This is a genomic window from Vibrio minamisatsumaniensis (assembly GCF_050337445.1).
In the GTDB taxonomy this organism is placed as follows: Bacteria; Pseudomonadota; Gammaproteobacteria; order Enterobacterales; family Vibrionaceae; genus Vibrio; species Vibrio artabrorum.
Genome location: NZ_JAKJSY010000009.1, coordinates 61,255 through 78,303, shown reverse-complemented (window position 1 = coordinate 78,303; position 17,049 = coordinate 61,255). Strand labels below are relative to the sequence as shown.

At 45.8% G+C, this 17,049-nt stretch carries 12 protein-coding genes; 6 read left to right on the top strand and 6 right to left on the bottom strand.

Going from position 1 to position 17,049, the window contains the following annotated elements; translation table 11 throughout:
• The first annotated feature begins 167 nt into the window (after positions 1-167).
• Positions 168-1,478, top strand: a complete 1,311-nt coding sequence (gene tolC, locus L4B77_RS01290) for an outer membrane channel protein TolC (protein ID WP_429748186.1) — start codon at positions 168-170, stop codon at positions 1,476-1,478.
• Positions 1,479-1,557: 79 nt separating this feature from the next.
• On the opposite strand, the gene hldE is transcribed toward tolC, so the two are convergent.
• From hldE to L4B77_RS01275, 3 genes are all read right to left on the bottom strand, one after another.
• On the bottom strand, positions 1,558-2,988 hold the full coding sequence (gene hldE / locus L4B77_RS01285; RefSeq protein ID WP_261838827.1) for a bifunctional D-glycero-beta-D-manno-heptose-7-phosphate kinase/D-glycero-beta-D-manno-heptose 1-phosphate adenylyltransferase HldE: 1,431 nt from the start codon (positions 2,986-2,988) through the stop codon (positions 1,558-1,560).
• Positions 2,989-3,068: 80 nt separating this feature from the next.
• Complete coding sequence (glnE, locus tag L4B77_RS01280; RefSeq protein ID WP_429748185.1) at positions 3,069-5,948, bottom strand: bifunctional [glutamate--ammonia ligase]-adenylyl-L-tyrosine phosphorylase/[glutamate--ammonia-ligase] adenylyltransferase; 2,880 nt, start codon at positions 5,946-5,948, stop codon at positions 3,069-3,071.
• A 202-nt stretch (positions 5,949-6,150) separates the two neighbouring features.
• Entirely contained in the window at positions 6,151-7,407 is a 1,257-nt protein-coding gene (locus tag L4B77_RS01275; protein WP_429748184.1) for a methyl-accepting chemotaxis protein, read from the bottom strand.
• A 97-nt stretch (positions 7,408-7,504) separates the two neighbouring features.
• Between L4B77_RS01275 and L4B77_RS01270 the strand changes: the two genes are divergently transcribed.
• Positions 7,505-8,254 carry a potassium channel family protein gene (locus L4B77_RS01270; RefSeq protein ID WP_261838824.1) on the top strand — a complete coding sequence of 250 codons (750 nt, stop codon included), beginning with the start codon at positions 7,505-7,507 and terminating at the stop codon, positions 8,252-8,254.
• A gap of 39 nt (positions 8,255-8,293) precedes the next feature.
• Here the strand turns inward: L4B77_RS01270 and L4B77_RS01265 are convergent, their stop codons facing one another.
• Positions 8,294-9,811, bottom strand: coding sequence for a CYTH and CHAD domain-containing protein (locus tag L4B77_RS01265; protein WP_429748183.1), 1,518 nt, complete (start codon positions 9,809-9,811; stop codon positions 8,294-8,296).
• 207 nt (positions 9,812-10,018) lie between these two features.
• On the opposite strand from L4B77_RS01265, the gene L4B77_RS01260 reads away from it, so the two are divergent.
• The 3 genes from L4B77_RS01260 (at position 10,019) to L4B77_RS01250 (ending at position 12,907) form a co-directional block, all read left to right on the top strand.
• Entirely contained in the window at positions 10,019-10,699 is a 681-nt protein-coding gene (locus L4B77_RS01260; protein WP_261838822.1) for a TIGR00153 family protein, read from the top strand.
• Positions 10,700-10,827: 128 nt separating this feature from the next.
• Positions 10,828-12,090: an inorganic phosphate transporter gene (locus tag L4B77_RS01255; protein ID WP_261838821.1), complete on the top strand. Its 1,263-nt coding sequence runs from the start codon at positions 10,828-10,830 to the stop codon at positions 12,088-12,090.
• 205 nt (positions 12,091-12,295) lie between these two features.
• Positions 12,296-12,907, top strand: a complete 612-nt coding sequence (locus L4B77_RS01250; RefSeq protein ID WP_429748182.1) for a TIGR04211 family SH3 domain-containing protein — start codon at positions 12,296-12,298, stop codon at positions 12,905-12,907.
• A 104-nt stretch (positions 12,908-13,011) separates the two neighbouring features.
• Here L4B77_RS01250 and L4B77_RS01245 read toward each other — a convergent pair whose 3' ends face one another.
• Both L4B77_RS01245 and L4B77_RS01240 read right to left on the bottom strand, forming a co-directional pair.
• Positions 13,012-13,962, bottom strand: coding sequence for a general secretion pathway protein GspB (locus L4B77_RS01245; protein ID WP_429748181.1), 951 nt, complete (start codon positions 13,960-13,962; stop codon positions 13,012-13,014).
• Positions 13,962-15,632 carry an ExeA family protein gene (locus L4B77_RS01240; RefSeq protein ID WP_429748180.1) on the bottom strand — a complete coding sequence of 557 codons (1,671 nt, stop codon included), beginning with the start codon at positions 15,630-15,632 and terminating at the stop codon, positions 13,962-13,964. The genes L4B77_RS01245 and L4B77_RS01240 overlap by 1 nt, the downstream gene beginning before the upstream one ends.
• A 36-nt stretch (positions 15,633-15,668) precedes the next feature.
• On the opposite strand from L4B77_RS01240, the gene L4B77_RS01235 reads away from it, so the two are divergent.
• The gene (locus L4B77_RS01235; protein ID WP_429748179.1) at positions 15,669-16,985 is read left to right on the top strand and encodes a multifunctional CCA addition/repair protein; all 1,317 of its coding nucleotides are present in this window, start codon (positions 15,669-15,671) and stop codon (positions 16,983-16,985) included.
• Positions 16,986-17,049 lie beyond the last annotated feature (64 nt).

Here is a 17,049-nt window from a genome sequence, read left to right as displayed (position 1 = left end):
AGGTTCAACTTTTTATATAAAATTTATAATTAAAGTTAAGCCCTGAAAAAACAAATATTGCACAAGTGGACAGTTAAATGTAAAAAAGTGCAAAGTTTCGAGTGAATTACCACCAAACTGGGTTAAACTCTTTTAAAGAAAATTCCATAAAAGGCAGGAATAGGAAAATGAAAAAACTGCTTCCACTACTTATCAGTGCAGCAATTGTCAGCCTGAGTTCGTCAGCTTTTGCTGATACGCTAGCTGAAGTTTACGACCAAGCAAAACAGAACGATCCACAACTTCTTCGTTCAGCAGCGCAGCGTGATGCCGCTTTTGAAGCAGTGACATCAAATCGCAGTGACTTGTTACCACAAATTGACTTAAGAGCTAACTACGACATTAACCGTGGTGAGCGAAATGATACAAATAATGACAACAATCAATGGGGAGCAGGGATCTACTTTTCGCAAGAGTTGTACCAACGTTCTTCATGGCTCACGCTCGATACCGCAGAGAAAACAGCTCGTCAGGCTGATTCTGCTTATGCCGCAGAACAACAGGCCCTGATCCTTCGTGTTGCGACCACATACTTCGAAGTACTTCGAGCTCAAGATAGCCTAGAGTTTGTTCGAGCAGAAAAAGCCGCCGTTGCTCGCCAACTAGAACAAACAAAACAGCGCTTTGAAGTAGGACTTTCAGCGATTACTGATGTGCATGATGCGCAAGCTCAATATGATGGTGTTTTAGCGGACGAAGTTTTAGCGGAGAATACTCTGATTAATAACTACGAAGGTCTGCGAGAAATTACTGGTCAAGAACACTCTAACCTAAGCATTCTAGACACTGACCGCTTCTCAGCTAGTAAATCTTCAGAATCCATTTCTGCCCTTGTCGAACAAGCAGAACAAAAGAACCTTAGGCTGCTCGCGGCACGCATCTCTCAAGACGTAGCAAAAGATAACATCTCTCTCGCGAGCTCTGGCCACCTACCAAGCTTAACGTTAGATGGTAGCTACTCTATTGCAGATCAATCAAACAGTTCTAATGATTACGATGCAGACAACCTAAACGTTGGCTTAAACTTAGTGGTTCCTCTATACACAGGTGGCAACACAACGTCTTTGACCAAACAAGCTGAATACAACTATGTTGCAGCAAGTGAAGATCTAGAAGCCACTTACCGTAGCGTTGTCAAAGACGTACGTGCATTCAACAACAACATCACAGCTTCGATTGGCGCGCTACGTGCTTACGAACAGTCTGTCGTTTCGGCTCAGTCTGCTTTAGAAGCGACAGAGGCGGGGTTTGATGTAGGTACTCGTACTATCGTTGACGTACTAGACTCAACGCGTCGCCTATACGATGCGAACAAAAACCTTTCAGATGCTCGTTACAACTACATCCTAAGTGTGCTTCAGCTTCGTCAAGCCGTTGGTACGCTAAGCGAACAAGACATTGTGGATGTAAACGCAGGTCTAAAAGTAGCCAGTAAGTAACTCTTAATTACTCACGTTACCGTTACAAAAATGCCGCTCATTGAGCGGCATTTTTATTAGCGATCATAACGTTGCGCGCTTAACCGCGGCCGCCTTTAATCGCCTTGATGATTTCAGTGGTAGAGCAACCATCCTCAAAGTTAAGCACTTTCACTTCGCCACCCGCAGCAATCACTTCTGCACCACCAGCGATCTCTTCAGGCTTGTAATCTCCACCTTTCACAAGAATGCTTGGCAATACCTCAGAGATCAAACGTTGCGGTGTATCTTCAGAGAATGGGACAACCCAATCAACCGCCCCTAAACCTGCTAATACCGCCATACGGCGATCGGTAGGGTTCACAGGACGCCCCGGGCCTTTCAAACGCTTCACTGACTCATCCGTATTCACGGCTACGATCAAACGATCACCCAACTCAGCCGCGTGATTCATATAAGAGACATGACCTGCATGCAAAATATCGAAGCAGCCATTGGTCATCACGACTTTCTCGCCTTTCGCACGAGCACGTTTCACTGCTTCAACCAATGCCGCTTCCGAGATCACGCCATAGTCGGTGTCTTTGCTGCCGTGAATCGCTTCCGCTAACTCAATCGTAGACAGCGTCGATGTGCCAAGCTTACCAACAACCACACCAGCAGCAGCGTTCGCTAATGCACACGCTTCATCCAGCGGCTTACCCGCAGCAACGGAAGCTGCCAGTACCGAGATAACCGTATCACCGGCACCCGTCACGTCATACACTTCTTTCGCTTGAGTCGGTAAATGGAATGGGGCCTGACCTTTACGAAGTAATGTCATTCCATGCTCGCTGCGAGTGACCAACAAAGCTTCAAAATCATATTTTTCGATCAAAGCTAGGCCTTTCTCGATAAGATCTTCTTCCGATTTCACCTTTCCAGCGACTAATTCGAACTCAGACATATTTGGCGTAAGTAGAGTCGCGCCACGGTAACGTTCTAAATCTGCGCCTTTCGGATCGATAAATACCGGCACTTGTGCTGCGCGGGCTTTTTGAATAAAGCTCTGCACATGCTCCAAAGCACCTTTTGCGTAATCAGAAAGGATAACTGAACGAACATTAGGCAGCGCTTGCTCCATGCGCGACAAAATAAGTTCAGGATCTGTATTTTCAAACTTATCTTCAAAATCAAGGCGAATTAATTGCTGCCCACGACTCATCACTCGCAATTTCGTAATCGTCGGGTAATCGTCCAACTCAACGAAATCACACGTCACCTTTAGTGCACCCAAAGTGTTTTTTAACACTTCGGCTGGTTCATCTTTACCGGTTAAACCCACAACATGCGCATGACCACCCAGAGATGCAATATTCATGGCTACATTAGCAGCCCCCCCAGGACGCTCTTCGTTATTTTCTACTTTCACAACGGGCACAGGAGCTTCTGGTGAAATACGGCCAGTAGGACCATACCAGTAACGATCAAGCATGACGTCACCGACAATAAGAACACCTGATTGACTGTAGTCAGGTAGAATTGGTTTCATTATTGATCTCCAAAAATCAAATCTGGCCAGAGTCTAGCACACTGATTACAGTGGCTAAACAATAGAAAATAAGCAGAAAGTTAGGAGCCGTGTCCTACATCAGCCTCTAATGAGATATCCATCCACTGCTTCCATGCTTGCACGACATGTTCTCTTTCCCTCTCAAACTTGTCGTTTGCCACATCCGCATCCAAATTGAGTAAGTTTCGATGATGAATTTCATCCCGTAACGTCGTATACGCATGAGTCAAAGCCATGCCTTGCTGCTCATCCATAATCCCTTGCGATAATAAACTTTCAAAGATTCGAACATTGTCACACCAACGCGTGAGCTTCGGTTTTTCGTGGCTGTATCGAAGGACTAAATATTGCGCTAAAAACTCAATATCAGTAATCCCACCCGCATCTTGTTTAAGCATGAATCTGTCGGCTTTTTTACCGCCTAAATGTCCGCGCATCTTCTCACGCATATCCACAACCGACTTTTTCAGCGTCGCCTCATCACGTGGCAAGCACAAAATATCATGGCGAGTTTTGTTAAACGCGGTGACCAGTGGCTCGTCGCCATAAATCATTCGAGCACGAGTCAAGGCTTGATGCTCCCATGTCCAAGCTTCTTTATGCTGATACTCATCGAAGGCCTCGGTTGGACTCACCAACAAACCGGATGCTCCTGAAGGACGCAAGCGAGTGTCAACTTCGTACAGAATTCCGGAAGCAGTTCTGGTTGAGAAAATATGAATAATGCGCTGGGCCAACCTGAGATAAAATTGACGGCCATCGATCTCTTTCTTACCGTCAGTATAGATGTGCACCGGACAGTCATGCATAAATACAATATCAAGATCGGAATTGTAGCCAAGCTCCCAGCCCCCTACCTTGCCATACCCAACCACCGCAAAACCGCGGCCTTCTCGATCTTTAATATGAGTTGGCTCACCAAATTTGGCAGAGACTTGCAGCCACGCTTGGTTAACGCCAGCTTCCACTATCGCCTCGGCCAAATAGGTAAGGTGATCACTGACCTTCATCACAGGCAACACTCCTGCAATATCCGCGGCGGCAATTCTTAAGATACAAGTCTGCTTAAACTGACGCAGACCTTCCATCTGTTGCTCCATATCGTCTTCCGGGATACGAGCCAGATAATCACGCAATTCAGTCTTATATGACTCTAAAGGCACTGGATTGTAGAGTTGCTGAGGGTCGATGAGTTCATCTAACAGAATAGGGTAACGACCTAATTGCTCCGAAATCATTGGGCTAGCGGTACACAGGCGAACTAACTGAGTCAACGCGGCAGGGTGTTCATCGAGTAGTTCAAGGTAAGTGGTGCGCGTAACGATTTTATGCAGTAGATGCAGTACTCGCGACAAACCAAACTCGGCATCCTTAGCGGTATATAACGCTTGAAACACTTTCGGCATTAAACGATTGAGGACTTCACGGCCACGTGGACCAAGGGTTTTCTTTGCTAAATCAGCTTTAAACTGAATAATGGTTTTTGCCGCTTCTGGTGGGCTAGCGACCGCAATATCATGCTCCAGTACATGTTCAATCACGTCCGGTTTATGGGCCATATCCCACAGTTCACTAAAATGGCTCGCAACTGGGTTGGCGTCATCTTCATCAACCCCAATAAGCGCTTCGAACACCGTATGCACATTCGCCATATGAGTACGAGTCTCACCAATCAAACTATCCCAATCGTCAAATTGCATGGCAACCGCGAGTTGCAATTGTTCGAACTCACCGTCCGGTAGAGTTTGAGTTTGTTTATCGGCCATTGCTTGTAACAAGTTTTCTAGACGACGTAAAAACAGATAAGCCTCACGCAAATGCCCGACTTCTTCAGCCTCTAGCAGATGAAGTGACTCAATGGCGTTTAAGGTTTCCAGTAACCCTCGCCCACGAAGACTCGGCTCTCGACCGCCTCGAATCAATTGAAAGACTTGAGCAATAAACTCCACTTCGCGAATGCCACCAGACCCAAGTTTGATGTTGTTTGATAAACCGCGACGACGAACTTCGCTGCTGATCATCGACTTCATTCGGCGCAGAGATTGAATCGCACTGAAATCGATATAGCGACGGAATACAAACGGGCGAAGCATCTGACGAAGCTCTTGGTATTCAGGGTACATTTCACTGCCCATCACACGCGCTTTGACCATCGCGTAGCGTTCCCAGTCGCGACCTTGTTCTTGGTAATAGTCCTCAAGTGCGGCATAGCTCATCACCAATGGGCCACTCTCACCAAACGGGCGCAGGCGCATGTCGACTCGATAGCAGAATCCATCAAAGGTTTGCTGATCAAGGGCCTTGATAATTCGTTGCCCTAAGCGTGTGAAGAACTGAGCATTTGCAATGCTGCGTCTTGCACCTTGGGTTTCACCATTTTCAGGATAGGTAAAAATCAGGTCGATATCAGAAGAGAAGTTAAGCTCACCACCACCGAGCTTACCCATACCAATGATCAGCATCGGCTGTACTTCACCTTGCTCATTACAAGGTGTACCCCACTCTTTACAACAACTATCGTACTGCCATTGATAAGTCTCGAAGATCATCGCCTCAGCCAACATTGATAGATGGTTTAAGCTCTGCTCTAGCTCCCATGACCCCATGAAATCACGCCACGCAATGTAAGTCATTTCTCGATTACGGAATTGACGCAGCACACGTTGACCACTCATTTCATCAGTGCAACCCGACAGTAATTCGGCCAATCGATCACGATACCCTTCAGCACGCTTTTCACATGCCAACATCTCAGGTAACTGAGTCGATAAAACCGTGTCACGCTGTAAGTTATCACCAACAAAACAACTCAAACCCAATACATGCTTGAGGTCTTCAATCAGTGGGTCGGGCCAAGCACGAATGGCTTCATGTTGGTGTTCTAACAATTGCTCAAAGGCAGACTGTGAATGAATGACGAGTTGAGAAGGCAATGGCATGTTTCTTCCTTGTATAAGCTGCGCGCCGAACGGTTCAGTTCTTCAGTTACGAGTATTAAAAACCAAAGGTAAGTTATATCAAAGTTATACCAATAAAAAACGCCCACATTCGTAATGTGGGCGTTTTATCAGTGAACTTGTCGAGTTAGGCCGATGTCTCTATGCATAAGTCTTGGGCATAACGGCGAGGGCCAATCAATGATTAAACCTTAAATTGCTTAATCTTGCCGTCGAGTTCTTGTGCATTATTTTCCATGATCTGAGAAGTATCGAGCAGCTCACCAATCACCACCACGGAAGCTTCAACCAGCTCACGAACATTGGTTAGGTTAACGCTCATCTCTTCAGCCACACTGCTCTGCTGACCCGCTGCAGTTGCGATTTGGAAATTCATATCATTTATCTGATTGACCTGGCTTACGATACCATCCAATTCAGAGCCGGCATTGGTCACCAACTCGACACCTTCCGCCGCTTCTACCACACTCTTTTCCATCAACTCGACAGCCGAATTAGCGCTGGTTTGTAGGTGGCTAATCATGTCTTGAATCTCAACCGTCGCTTGTTGAGTTCGCTGAGCAAGGTTACGAACCTCGTCGGCAACAACAGCAAAACCGCGACCAGCCTCACCCGCACGCGCCGCTTCAATCGCTGCGTTAAGTGCCAATAAGTTAGTTTGTTCTGAAATGCCTTGGATAGTGCCGACAACACTACCAATTGAATCAACACGCTCTTCAACTTGATTTACCGCTGCGGCCGATGCGGCGATATCTGAAGACAGTTCGCTCATTTTAGACACCGAACCTTGCACGAATTTTTGGCCCGTCAATGCTTGGCCTGAAGCCTGTTCAGTCAACGAAGAGGCACTTTGTGCATGCTCAGCAACCGTCAATACCGTAGAAGTCATCTCACTCATCGCTGTCGCCAGTTGGTCGATCTCATTGAATTCTTCCTGAGTCGAGTCTTTGGTTTCAGACATGCTGATGGTCATCACTTCTGTTAAAGCGAATAACTCATCAGAAGAGGCCACTTGAGTTTTGATCATGTCGTTCAATTGAACTCGAGTTTTTTCAAGCTCGCGTGCCACATCGCCGTATTCATCTTTACAATTCATTTGAATCGGCACCGATAAGTTTTTGTCGGCCATGGTTTTTATCGCATCGCTAAGGTATTGAGTTTGACGCAGCATCACACGAGCTGCCGCAAGTAGGAGAACCACAAAAACGATGATCATTAAGGTTGTCTGCCAAACCACTTCAACCAAGTAAGTCTCATAGTGTTGTTGTGCGACTTGTGCATTGTTTGTGACCGCAAGTAATGAATCATAAAACATACTTGCATCCCATAACTGCTTTGAAATGATCAACACAGTGCTGAATATCATCAGCATAATCATTTTTGGAACGAGACGAATGTCAGAGATAATCCTTTCCCACCACTTGAATGACAGTTTAGTCATTGTCAGTTCTCCACTAATTCTTATATATTGAAGGCTTGTATATCTGCGAGGTGACTATATCAGTCAACATTCGCAATTTATTTCGAGCCTCGTATGAATGTTAAATAATATCAAAAATACCCTACAGCCAATGAGCTTATTATCACTGATTCTTTCTTTCTTAGCGTTATTTGTGATCTCAGGCTTATTGTTTGCACCGATTGATAAAGAATCAAAACAAGTTCTTGTCGGCCTCGACTTTATAATCTGTAGTGTTTTTCTTTTTCAGCTCACAATAGATCTATTCAGATCACAAAATAAGAAAGAATATTTGAAAGTACACTGGATCGATTTCTTGGCAAGCATCCCCATGGTCGAACCGCTTCGTTTCGCTCGCATTTTTCAGATTCTGCGTGTCATTCTTGTTCTTCGTTCAGGAAAACGCGTGTTCAGAGAGTTATTCCGCAACCGAAAAGAGACCACTCTCGCCTCAATTATTCTGCTATTGGTGATGCTCCTTACGTTAGGCGCAGGGACCATACTGCTTTTAGAGCACCAAGATCCCAATGCCAACATTACAACAGGGCAAGATGCTTTATGGTGGGCCTTCGTCACGATAAGCACCGTGGGGTATGGTGATCATTATCCAGTGACCAGTTCAGGGAAACTGGTCGCCTCTCTGATTATTGTTTGTGGTGTCGGTATTTTTGGTATGATTTCAGGCCTAATTACATCTTTGATTACCTCCCCAACTCGTCATGAGAATCAACGAGCGGAAAGCAAAGAGAAGCATCTTGAAAAAATCATAGAACAACAACAACAGATCCTAAAACGATTAGAGAAACTCGAACAACAAACAAAAAAATAGGGCCGTAGCCCCATTTTATTATTCATCGTCGTGTTGGTCTTAATCTTGCCAATATGGCTCAACTTCCACACTAATTTGACGTGTCTGTTCCATTGCATGCAAGATCGACACTTCCTGACGAGCTAACCAACGCTCCAATTGATCTTTCTCACTGCCTTCCAACTTATCCGTTAATGGGGAAAGTGTTCTCAACGCCAGTAAGTCATCGATACCCTGAACAAGATCGTCCCATGGCAAACGGAAGCTGTTACGCTCGCCATCATCGTATAAGCTCGCAAAACCAACCCCAGAATAGAGGTTTCGCATTAAACGATATTGTTGATCGATATAGGCTTGACTTGTCATTACGCGTTCAGGTGGGAAAGCTTCGATTAAATCCGCCCATGTTCGCTCTAATTGTTGTACCGAAAACCATTCAATACCACGCGCCATTTGTTCACGAGCTTTATCGTCTAAGAACGGCTGCCAACCTCGAGATAAAATCCAACGACTAAGATCTAACAATAAACCGGTATAACGTGCAGAACTCAACAAGGTGAGCAACGCCTCACGATCAGGGAGTTGTTCTTGCATCTCTTTCAGTTCGGCAACCAAAAACTTGCGCGCGTCCAACTTACGCAGCACATGGCCTTTATCTTCAAGCAAATATTCCAAGTGATCATAGCTCTTAAGCCAATCGAGCTCCTGCTCAAGCCACTTCAACTCTTGACGTAAGATAGCACTCGCTCTGCGTGGCACAATGCCGCCATAAATGGTAAAGTTTTGTCGAATAAAGCTCAGCGAATGACTGATCTCATATAATGCCTCAATCGATTGACGCTCAGAGAAAATCTGCTCGTGATAATGCCAATGAGCGAGTGCATGCTCTAGAGATTGAATGAAGCACGATTCAACAGTATCACTTTTGCTCGTATCCACTAAGGTCAAAGGCATCACTTCATCGCCTTGGTAACCTTGAGCAAGGCGATAACCCTTAGCCGCTTTACTGAGGTTCCCTAAACGCATGCCGCCTTGTTCACAGAATAGTCGAGAAAGCGTAAACAACGCATCCGTTTGGCCAGATTTAAGTTCTAACTCAACCTCACAAATGGGGTCTTGACGTTCGCCTGATTCAACAAAACCTTGGTCGAATGCGACCTCTACTTGGCTACCATCAGGCATACCAATCAACCACTGCTCACGAGTAAAATTAGTAGAAAATAGAGGGGTAAGCTCAGCTTGCAACGTTTCAATGTCTTTACCGTTAGGCCAAATGTCTTCAGGGTGTAACGATAACTTAGGTTCGTTGCTATCATGCTCAGCATTGTATTCAGGCCTTTGATGCAGGCCTGCAACCACACGACCTGCGGTTTTTGCTGTTTGTACAAATACGTCATCAAAGCGTCGAATGCGCAAACCAATATCGTGCTTGCGTAGCCAGTTGTCAGGAGTGTCAAAGTAGATGTTACCTAGCGCTCGACAACTGTGCTGAAGTACTTTAGTTTCAGCAATTTTATTGCGTAATGTCTCTGAAAAATCAGGAGAAACAAAAAACTTCAGTTCTATCTCGGTTTCCATAGTTATACCTTTCTGTGAAGATAGGGACAGGATATTGCCAATTCGAAAAGTCAGCAAGTCAGAAATATCACCCTTATGATGATCTAAAACAGTTTTAATGAGACATTGATTAGGTTAACATGCGCGACTTTGTAGCCATCGCTTAACATTTCACCGTGAATATGGTGTATGTTGTTTTAAGGTTATTATTTATTAGGTTGGATGACCATGCCAGTAAATACAATTATGGGGTTATTTGCAAAGTCCCCAATTAAACCTTTGCAGCGTCACGTAGTATGCGTGAACGAATGTTGTTCTCACTTAGTTAACTTTTTTGAAGTTTCTTCGAAAGGTGACTGGGAAAAAGCATCAGAAATTCGAGCTCAGATTTCTCACCTTGAGAAAGAAGCTGACGTACTAAAACGTGAAATTCGCCTTAAACTTCCTCGTGGTTTGTTTATGCCCGTTGATCGCACCGATATGTTGGAGCTATTAACACAACAAGACAAACTCGCAAACCTAGCGAAAGACATTGCAGGCCGTGTGTATGGTCGTCAACTTGTCATTCCTGCTCCAATGCAACAGAACTTCATTGCTTACGTAAAACGTTGTCTAGATGCAGCGAACCAAGCACAAAGCGTAATCAATGAATTAGACGAATTGCTTGAAACGGGCTTTAAAGGCCGTGAAGTAACACTCGTTGCTGAAATGATTCATCAATTAGACGTTATTGAAGATGACACCGACGCGATGCAAATCGAATTACGCCAACAGTTAATGGCAATTGAATTCGATATGAATCCCGTTGATATCATGTTCTTATACAAAATTCTTGAATGGGTCGGTGGTATTGCAGATCAAGCGCAGCGTGTAGGCGCTCGTCTTGAAGTAATGCTTTCTCGATCTTAAATCATACGTTAACCAAATAACGAAGAGCATTTTTTAACCAAACCACTTGAGCGTTGAGTATTTCTCTCGCTGAGCGGTTTTTTGCGTCTAAATTTGTTCCGCTTGTTATCAAACAACTAGGTATTACGATGGATATCCTTGCTAACTACGGCACTGTCCTGATTATTGTTGCAGCAGCTTTCGGTTTCTTGATGGCTATTGGTATTGGTGCAAATGACGTTGCGAACGCAATGGGCACCTCAGTAGGCTCTAAAGCTCTAACCGTAAAACAAGCGATCATTATTGCAATGATCTTTGAATTCGCAGGGGCTTACCTTGCGGGCGGCGAAGTAACAGACACGATCCGTAAAGGTGTTATCGAAACATCTCTGTTTGCGCACCAACCTGATGTACTTGTGTACGGCATGATGTCTGCACTACTCGCAGCTGGTACGTGGCTACTTCTGGCTTCATACATGGGTTGGCCAGTATCAACCACTCACTCAATCATCGGTGCAATCATCGGTTTCGCCTGTGTGTCAGTAGGAACGGAAGCCGTAGATTGGAACAGCGTTCAAGGTATTGTGGGAAGTTGGATTATCACACCGTTGATCTCCGGCATTTTCGCCTATCTCATTTTTGTCAGTGCTCAGCGACTGATATTCGATACTGAAAATCCGTTGTTTAACGCTAAGCGCTTTGTGCCTGTGTACATGTTCATTACGACCATGGTCATTGCACTTGTTACGATCAAGAAAGGTCTTAAACACGTTGGTCTTCACCTAAGCGGTACTGAAGCGTGGATGTGGGCTGCAGGCATATCTGCCGTCGTCATGGTTGGTGGCTACTTATACATTCAGAAGAAATTTGCTCACCGTGAAGAAGATCACGGCTTTACTGGCGTAGAAGGTATCTTCAGTGTGCTCATGGTTATTACCGCTTGTGCGATGGCTTTTGCCCACGGTTCAAACGACGTAGCAAATGCGATAGGTCCACTATCAGCAGTTGTTTCAACCGTTGAACATATGGGTGAGATTACAGGTAAAAGCACTATCGCATGGTGGATTCTTCCACTTGGTGGGGTTGGTATCGTTGTGGGTCTCGCGACCATGGGCCATAAAGTGATGGCAACGGTAGGAACTGGAATTACAGAGCTCACACCAAGCCGTGGCTTTGCCGCTCAGCTTGCGACGGCATGTACCGTTGTACTGGCTTCGGGTACTGGCCTTCCAATCTCAACGACGCAAACACTGGTTGGTGCGGTATTAGGCGTAGGTTTTGCACGTGGTATCGCAGCACTCAACTTGGGTGTCGTGCGTAATATCGTTGCATCATGGATTGTGACGTTACCCGCTGGCGCACTACTTGCTGTTGTATTCTTCTACGCAATTCAGGCGATGTTTAGCATGTAATCGCGACTTCGCTCGTAAATAATTGCGTCAGAATAGCGTGAGTTTCAATAATACTATGTAAATAACATGTCATTATTGACTCAAATACACAGAAAGGGAGGCTTTGCCTCCCTTCTTTGTTGCACCGCATTAAGAAACTAAATATTATTTGTTGATTGAGGCTGACTCATACGCCTACCCAATTCAAATCGTTAAGGGATTTACTGTGAAAAAACTGATTAGCTTCGTTTTGTTTGCAATGCTTGCGGCTCCAGCGGCCTTTGCACAAGACCGTTATATTGCAGACAAACTATTTACTTACATGCATTCAGGTCCAAACAATACGTTCCGTATTATAGGAAGTGTTGATGCAGGTGAGAAGATCACCTACCTGCAAACCAATAAAAGCACGGGTTACACTCAAATCCAAGACAACCGTGGTCGTAAAGGTTGGGTTGAAAGTAAGCTTGTCAGCACTAAAGAGAGCATGGCATTACGCATGCCTAAGCTAGAGAAAGAGCTGGCTGAAGTAAAAGACAAGCTAGCAAACGCTCGCCAAAATGCTGACAGTGAAAAAGCCGGCCTAGCGAAGTCTCTAGACTCTCGTAACACGCAAATTGCTGAGCTTGAACAAAACTACAGCAAAATCAATCAACAGCTGACGAGCTCTCAAACAGAAAACCGTGAGCTGCGTGCGAAACTAGACACACAAAAAGACGACTTACTGTTGAAGTACTTCATGTACGGTGGGGGTGTAGCGGGTATTGGTCTACTTCTTGGCCTTGTTCTGCCGCACATAATGCCTCGTCGCAGAAAGTCACCAAACGGTTGGGCGTAACTTAGCGCTGGTATCCGGTACCGTAAACTCAGTATCGAACATCAAAAAGGAGCACCTCGGTGCTCCTTTTTATTTGTCAGTCATTTTGATGCCTTTAGAACTCACTAACCTTGCCATTCGTACAACGCTGGGATTTCTATCTTCTGTTGATTGAATTCTATGATCACCGACTGTGGCTTGATCTCTAGCAACCGTATACCTTGTTCAATCCAATCTCCTTGCGTCACTTCATGGCCATTTACTTTTACCCAACGCTTAGCTTCACTACTCGAATACATATGAGTTTGCAGATCTAATTTAGGCAGAACACCCGATAAGCTATCGCGATGAGACTCCAGCTCTATGACCTGTGACTCCGCCTGTCCGGCAGGTCTTGAGTCCATCGGTTCGGGTGCGCTTTGTTGCTTTCCCATCATGGACTCGAGCTTCAATGCCAGATCAGGTGAGAATTGACTCAGATCGAGCCCCTGCAACAAATCATGGTCCACTGATGGTTGAGCCCTCTTATCACTCGCACTTGGCTGAACGGTTGGCTGAGCCGGTTTGGGAGCTGCACTCACAGTCGTTTTAAGTGTCTCACGGGTATTAGCCCTTGTGACTGATGGCCCAACAGCAAGCTGGTTACTTTTCGTCTCAAATTCAACCCGCGCATACACCTCTTGGCGTGGTAATGCTTTTAATGCCTTGTTTGTCGGAGCGACACGAACAGCAAACAGCGTGTTATTCTCCGCCGATGCCAACGCTGTCGCTTTCGTCTGTGCGACATCCTCAACCTCAACGATTTGAGGTTCAAGCTCGGCCATTACCGTATTGACGGATTGCTTAGCTAAATGTGCCTGTTGTTGGCTGTACGATTGATACACCAGAGCGCCCCCCACCAACAAAGAAGGAACAAAAATGATGAGCAGCCCTATCGCTCGCAACGAACTTCGTTTATTGCCAACTCCTCGCTCTAAACTAGGCATATGATGGTTCTGATAGCCTTTGAAGCTGGATTGATTAACCGATGACAGCTTGGTAGACGACCGTTTAAGCTCATGCATAATACGTGACATTAGCTTTCGCCTCCTTCTAGTGACATCAACTTCGGCGAGTCGAGTTGAGCTAACCTTTGCAATCTTGCTAAGGTGCGCTGACCTGCGATGCCATCAACAGACATACCTTGCCAAGTTTGAAACGCCTCGACTTTCATTTTGAGCTCGCGATCAAACACATCACTACCCGACACCACTTCACCCAAAACTTCTGAAAGTAGCAAGTCAAGCATAGCAACCGCCTCACCTTGATAGCCCTCTTTAAGGGTCTCTCTTAACGGCTGCTTCCAAATGGCAACATAATCGCCTTGCCAGATTTGCTCTAAGGATTGCTTCGGCATCACCAACAGCTTTTCGTTAACCAGTAGCTCGACAGACGCTTCAGATGCGCCATAAAGCACCGCAAACACGGATTCTTGCTCTATCTCTAAATGAAGCACTACCGGCACCCCCAACGCCAATAACGACGTCAAATTGGAGCGATGTTGCTGACACACAAACACACTTTGCGGCTCACTTAAACATAAGTCATCGCGTAGTGAAGATTGATAACCCCAAAGGGTATACAAGTCCTTGATAGCGAGAGAGCGATGGGTTCCCTGCATCAAATGCTGTTGAATATCTTGTGGTAATGCAAACTTTGAAGCCTTCGGTTCAGCGGTTAACCTAGCACTCTCTGCTACCACAGTTCGCTGAGAGCCTGCCAACACTTCATTTTTTACTTCGTTTGAAGTCTGAGTCGCTAACCATGACGCGATGTATGATGGGGCGATGTTAAAGGTCGCTATCGCAAAGCCAACACTTAGTGTGGCTATGGCTGCATATTGGAATAATTTAGGGGCGACATGAACGCGACGAACTTTCTCAACATGATAGACATCGGCCTGAAAAGCCATGATCAGCTGACAAGCTCGGTTCACGGTTTCATTCGAAGGAGTCAGCTCACCATCATGAAAAGAGAGTTGAAGCGCTTTGTCACATACCAGGTTAATCAGCCTTGGAATACCATGGGTATATTGAGCGATCAGCTTGATAGAACGATTTGAAAATAACATCTGCTCGCCACCCGCGGTTTCCAAACGAAACGCGATGTACTTGCCGGTCTCTTCCATATTGAGTGGCAGTAAGTGATAGCGACCAGTAATACGCTGCGCTAGCTGACGTAGCTGCGTGGTTTGTAAGTGCTGTTGTAATTCAGGTTGGCCGACCAACAGTACTTTTAGCAACTTACGACTGTCCGTTTCTAAGTTAGTGAGAAGGCGCAACTGCTCCAACACATCGGCTGCGAGATGTTGAGCCTCATCTATCACCAATAGAGTTTGAATACCTTCGGCATGGCTATCAAGCAGGAAGTGATGAATGGCCTGACTGAGCTGTTTTAACGATGCCTGCTCTGGGTACTCGACCTCAAATTCATCGCAGATAGCTTCCAGTAAATCCGCATTAGAAAAGGTCGGGTTAAGTATAAGGCCTGCTTGAGTCTGACTATCGAGTGATGACAACATCGCTTTAGCGACCGTTGTTTTTCCTGTACCGACCTCACCAGTAAGCATAGCGAAGCCCCCACCCTCGCCTAAACCGGCTTGTAAGTTCTGCATCGCTTCTTGATGACGCTGACTCAAAAACAAATAGCGAGAATTTGGTACAATCGAAAATGGCATCTCAACGAAGCCAAAATATTCCTTATACATGTGCTGCCCTATAATTACGGTTAATGGAAAGTACCATTGCTTGCAGTAAAGTCCAGCAGTGATAAAACATTTCGAGGTGATACGTTGCAAATATTCGATGGCCGCCCACAAGAGCGAGCGCTACAGCGCTATCTCGTCGGTGGAGCAGTACGAGATAAGCTGCTCAATATCGACAGTTATGATAGAGATTGGGTCGTGGTGGGGAGTACCCCTCAAGAGATGGAAAACCTTGGTTTTACTGCGGTGGGCAAAGATTTCCCCGTATTCCTACACCCAAAAACCAAAGAAGAACACGCACTGGCTCGCACTGAGAGAAAATCCGGTTCCGGTTATACCGGCTTCGAGTGTTACTTTGCTCCAGACGTCAGTTTGGAAGAAGACCTGATGCGCCGAGATCTGACCATCAACGCCATCGCTCAAGATGATAAAGGTCAACTTTACGATCCTTACCATGGCCAGCAAGATCTCTCCGATCGTGTTTTAAGACACGTTTCGGACGCTTTTGTTGAAGACCCTCTTCGCGTACTGCGTGTGGCTCGCTTCGCTGCCAAACTTCACCATCTCAACTTCACGGTTGCCCTAGAAACCATGACAATGATGAGCAGCATCGTTCAATCAGGCGAACTCGCACATCTCACCGCCGAACGAGTTTGGCAAGAGTGGCATAAGTCGCTGAGCACACCACACCCAGAAGTGTTCCTCTCCGTACTGAGAGAGTGTGGGGCATTAGCGGTTGTATTACCCGAAATTGACGCTCTCTTTGGCGTCCCTCAACCTGAGAAATGGCACCCTGAAGTCGACACGGGCATTCATACGTTGATGGTTGCTCAACAAGCCGCACGCTTAAGTCCATCGCTGCCAGTACGCTTTGCCGCTCAAGTGCACGATTTAGGTAAGGGCGTCACGCCAGAAAGTGAATGGCCGAGCCACAAAATGCATTGCCACACTGGTGTTAATATCATCAAAAAGCTATGTGAACGAGTCAGAATCCCCAATGAATTTAGAGATCTAGCGCTATTAGTGTGCGAGCAGCATTCTAATATCCATCGTGCAGAAGAGCTCAAGCCAACCACTTTTCTCAAGATTCTCAACAAGTTCGATGTTTGGCGTAAGCCAGATAGGCTCAACGATATACTGCTTTGCTGCCAAGCTGACCACGCCGGCCGAAAAGGGTTAGAAGATCTGCCTTACCCTCAAAAAGCGCGTTTTGAAGTCGCTTACCAAGCAGCGCTTCAAGTCGAGGTGAAAGCGATCATAGCCGATGGTTTTCAAGGTAAAGATATTCGAGAAGAACAAGAGCAACGTAGAGCTGTCGTCATTGAAAAAGCGCTATCAGAACTCGCAACGCATTGATCTTCATAACGCTGATTATCATGCATTAAAAAACCCGCCACTAAGCGGGTTTTTCCGTTTCAAT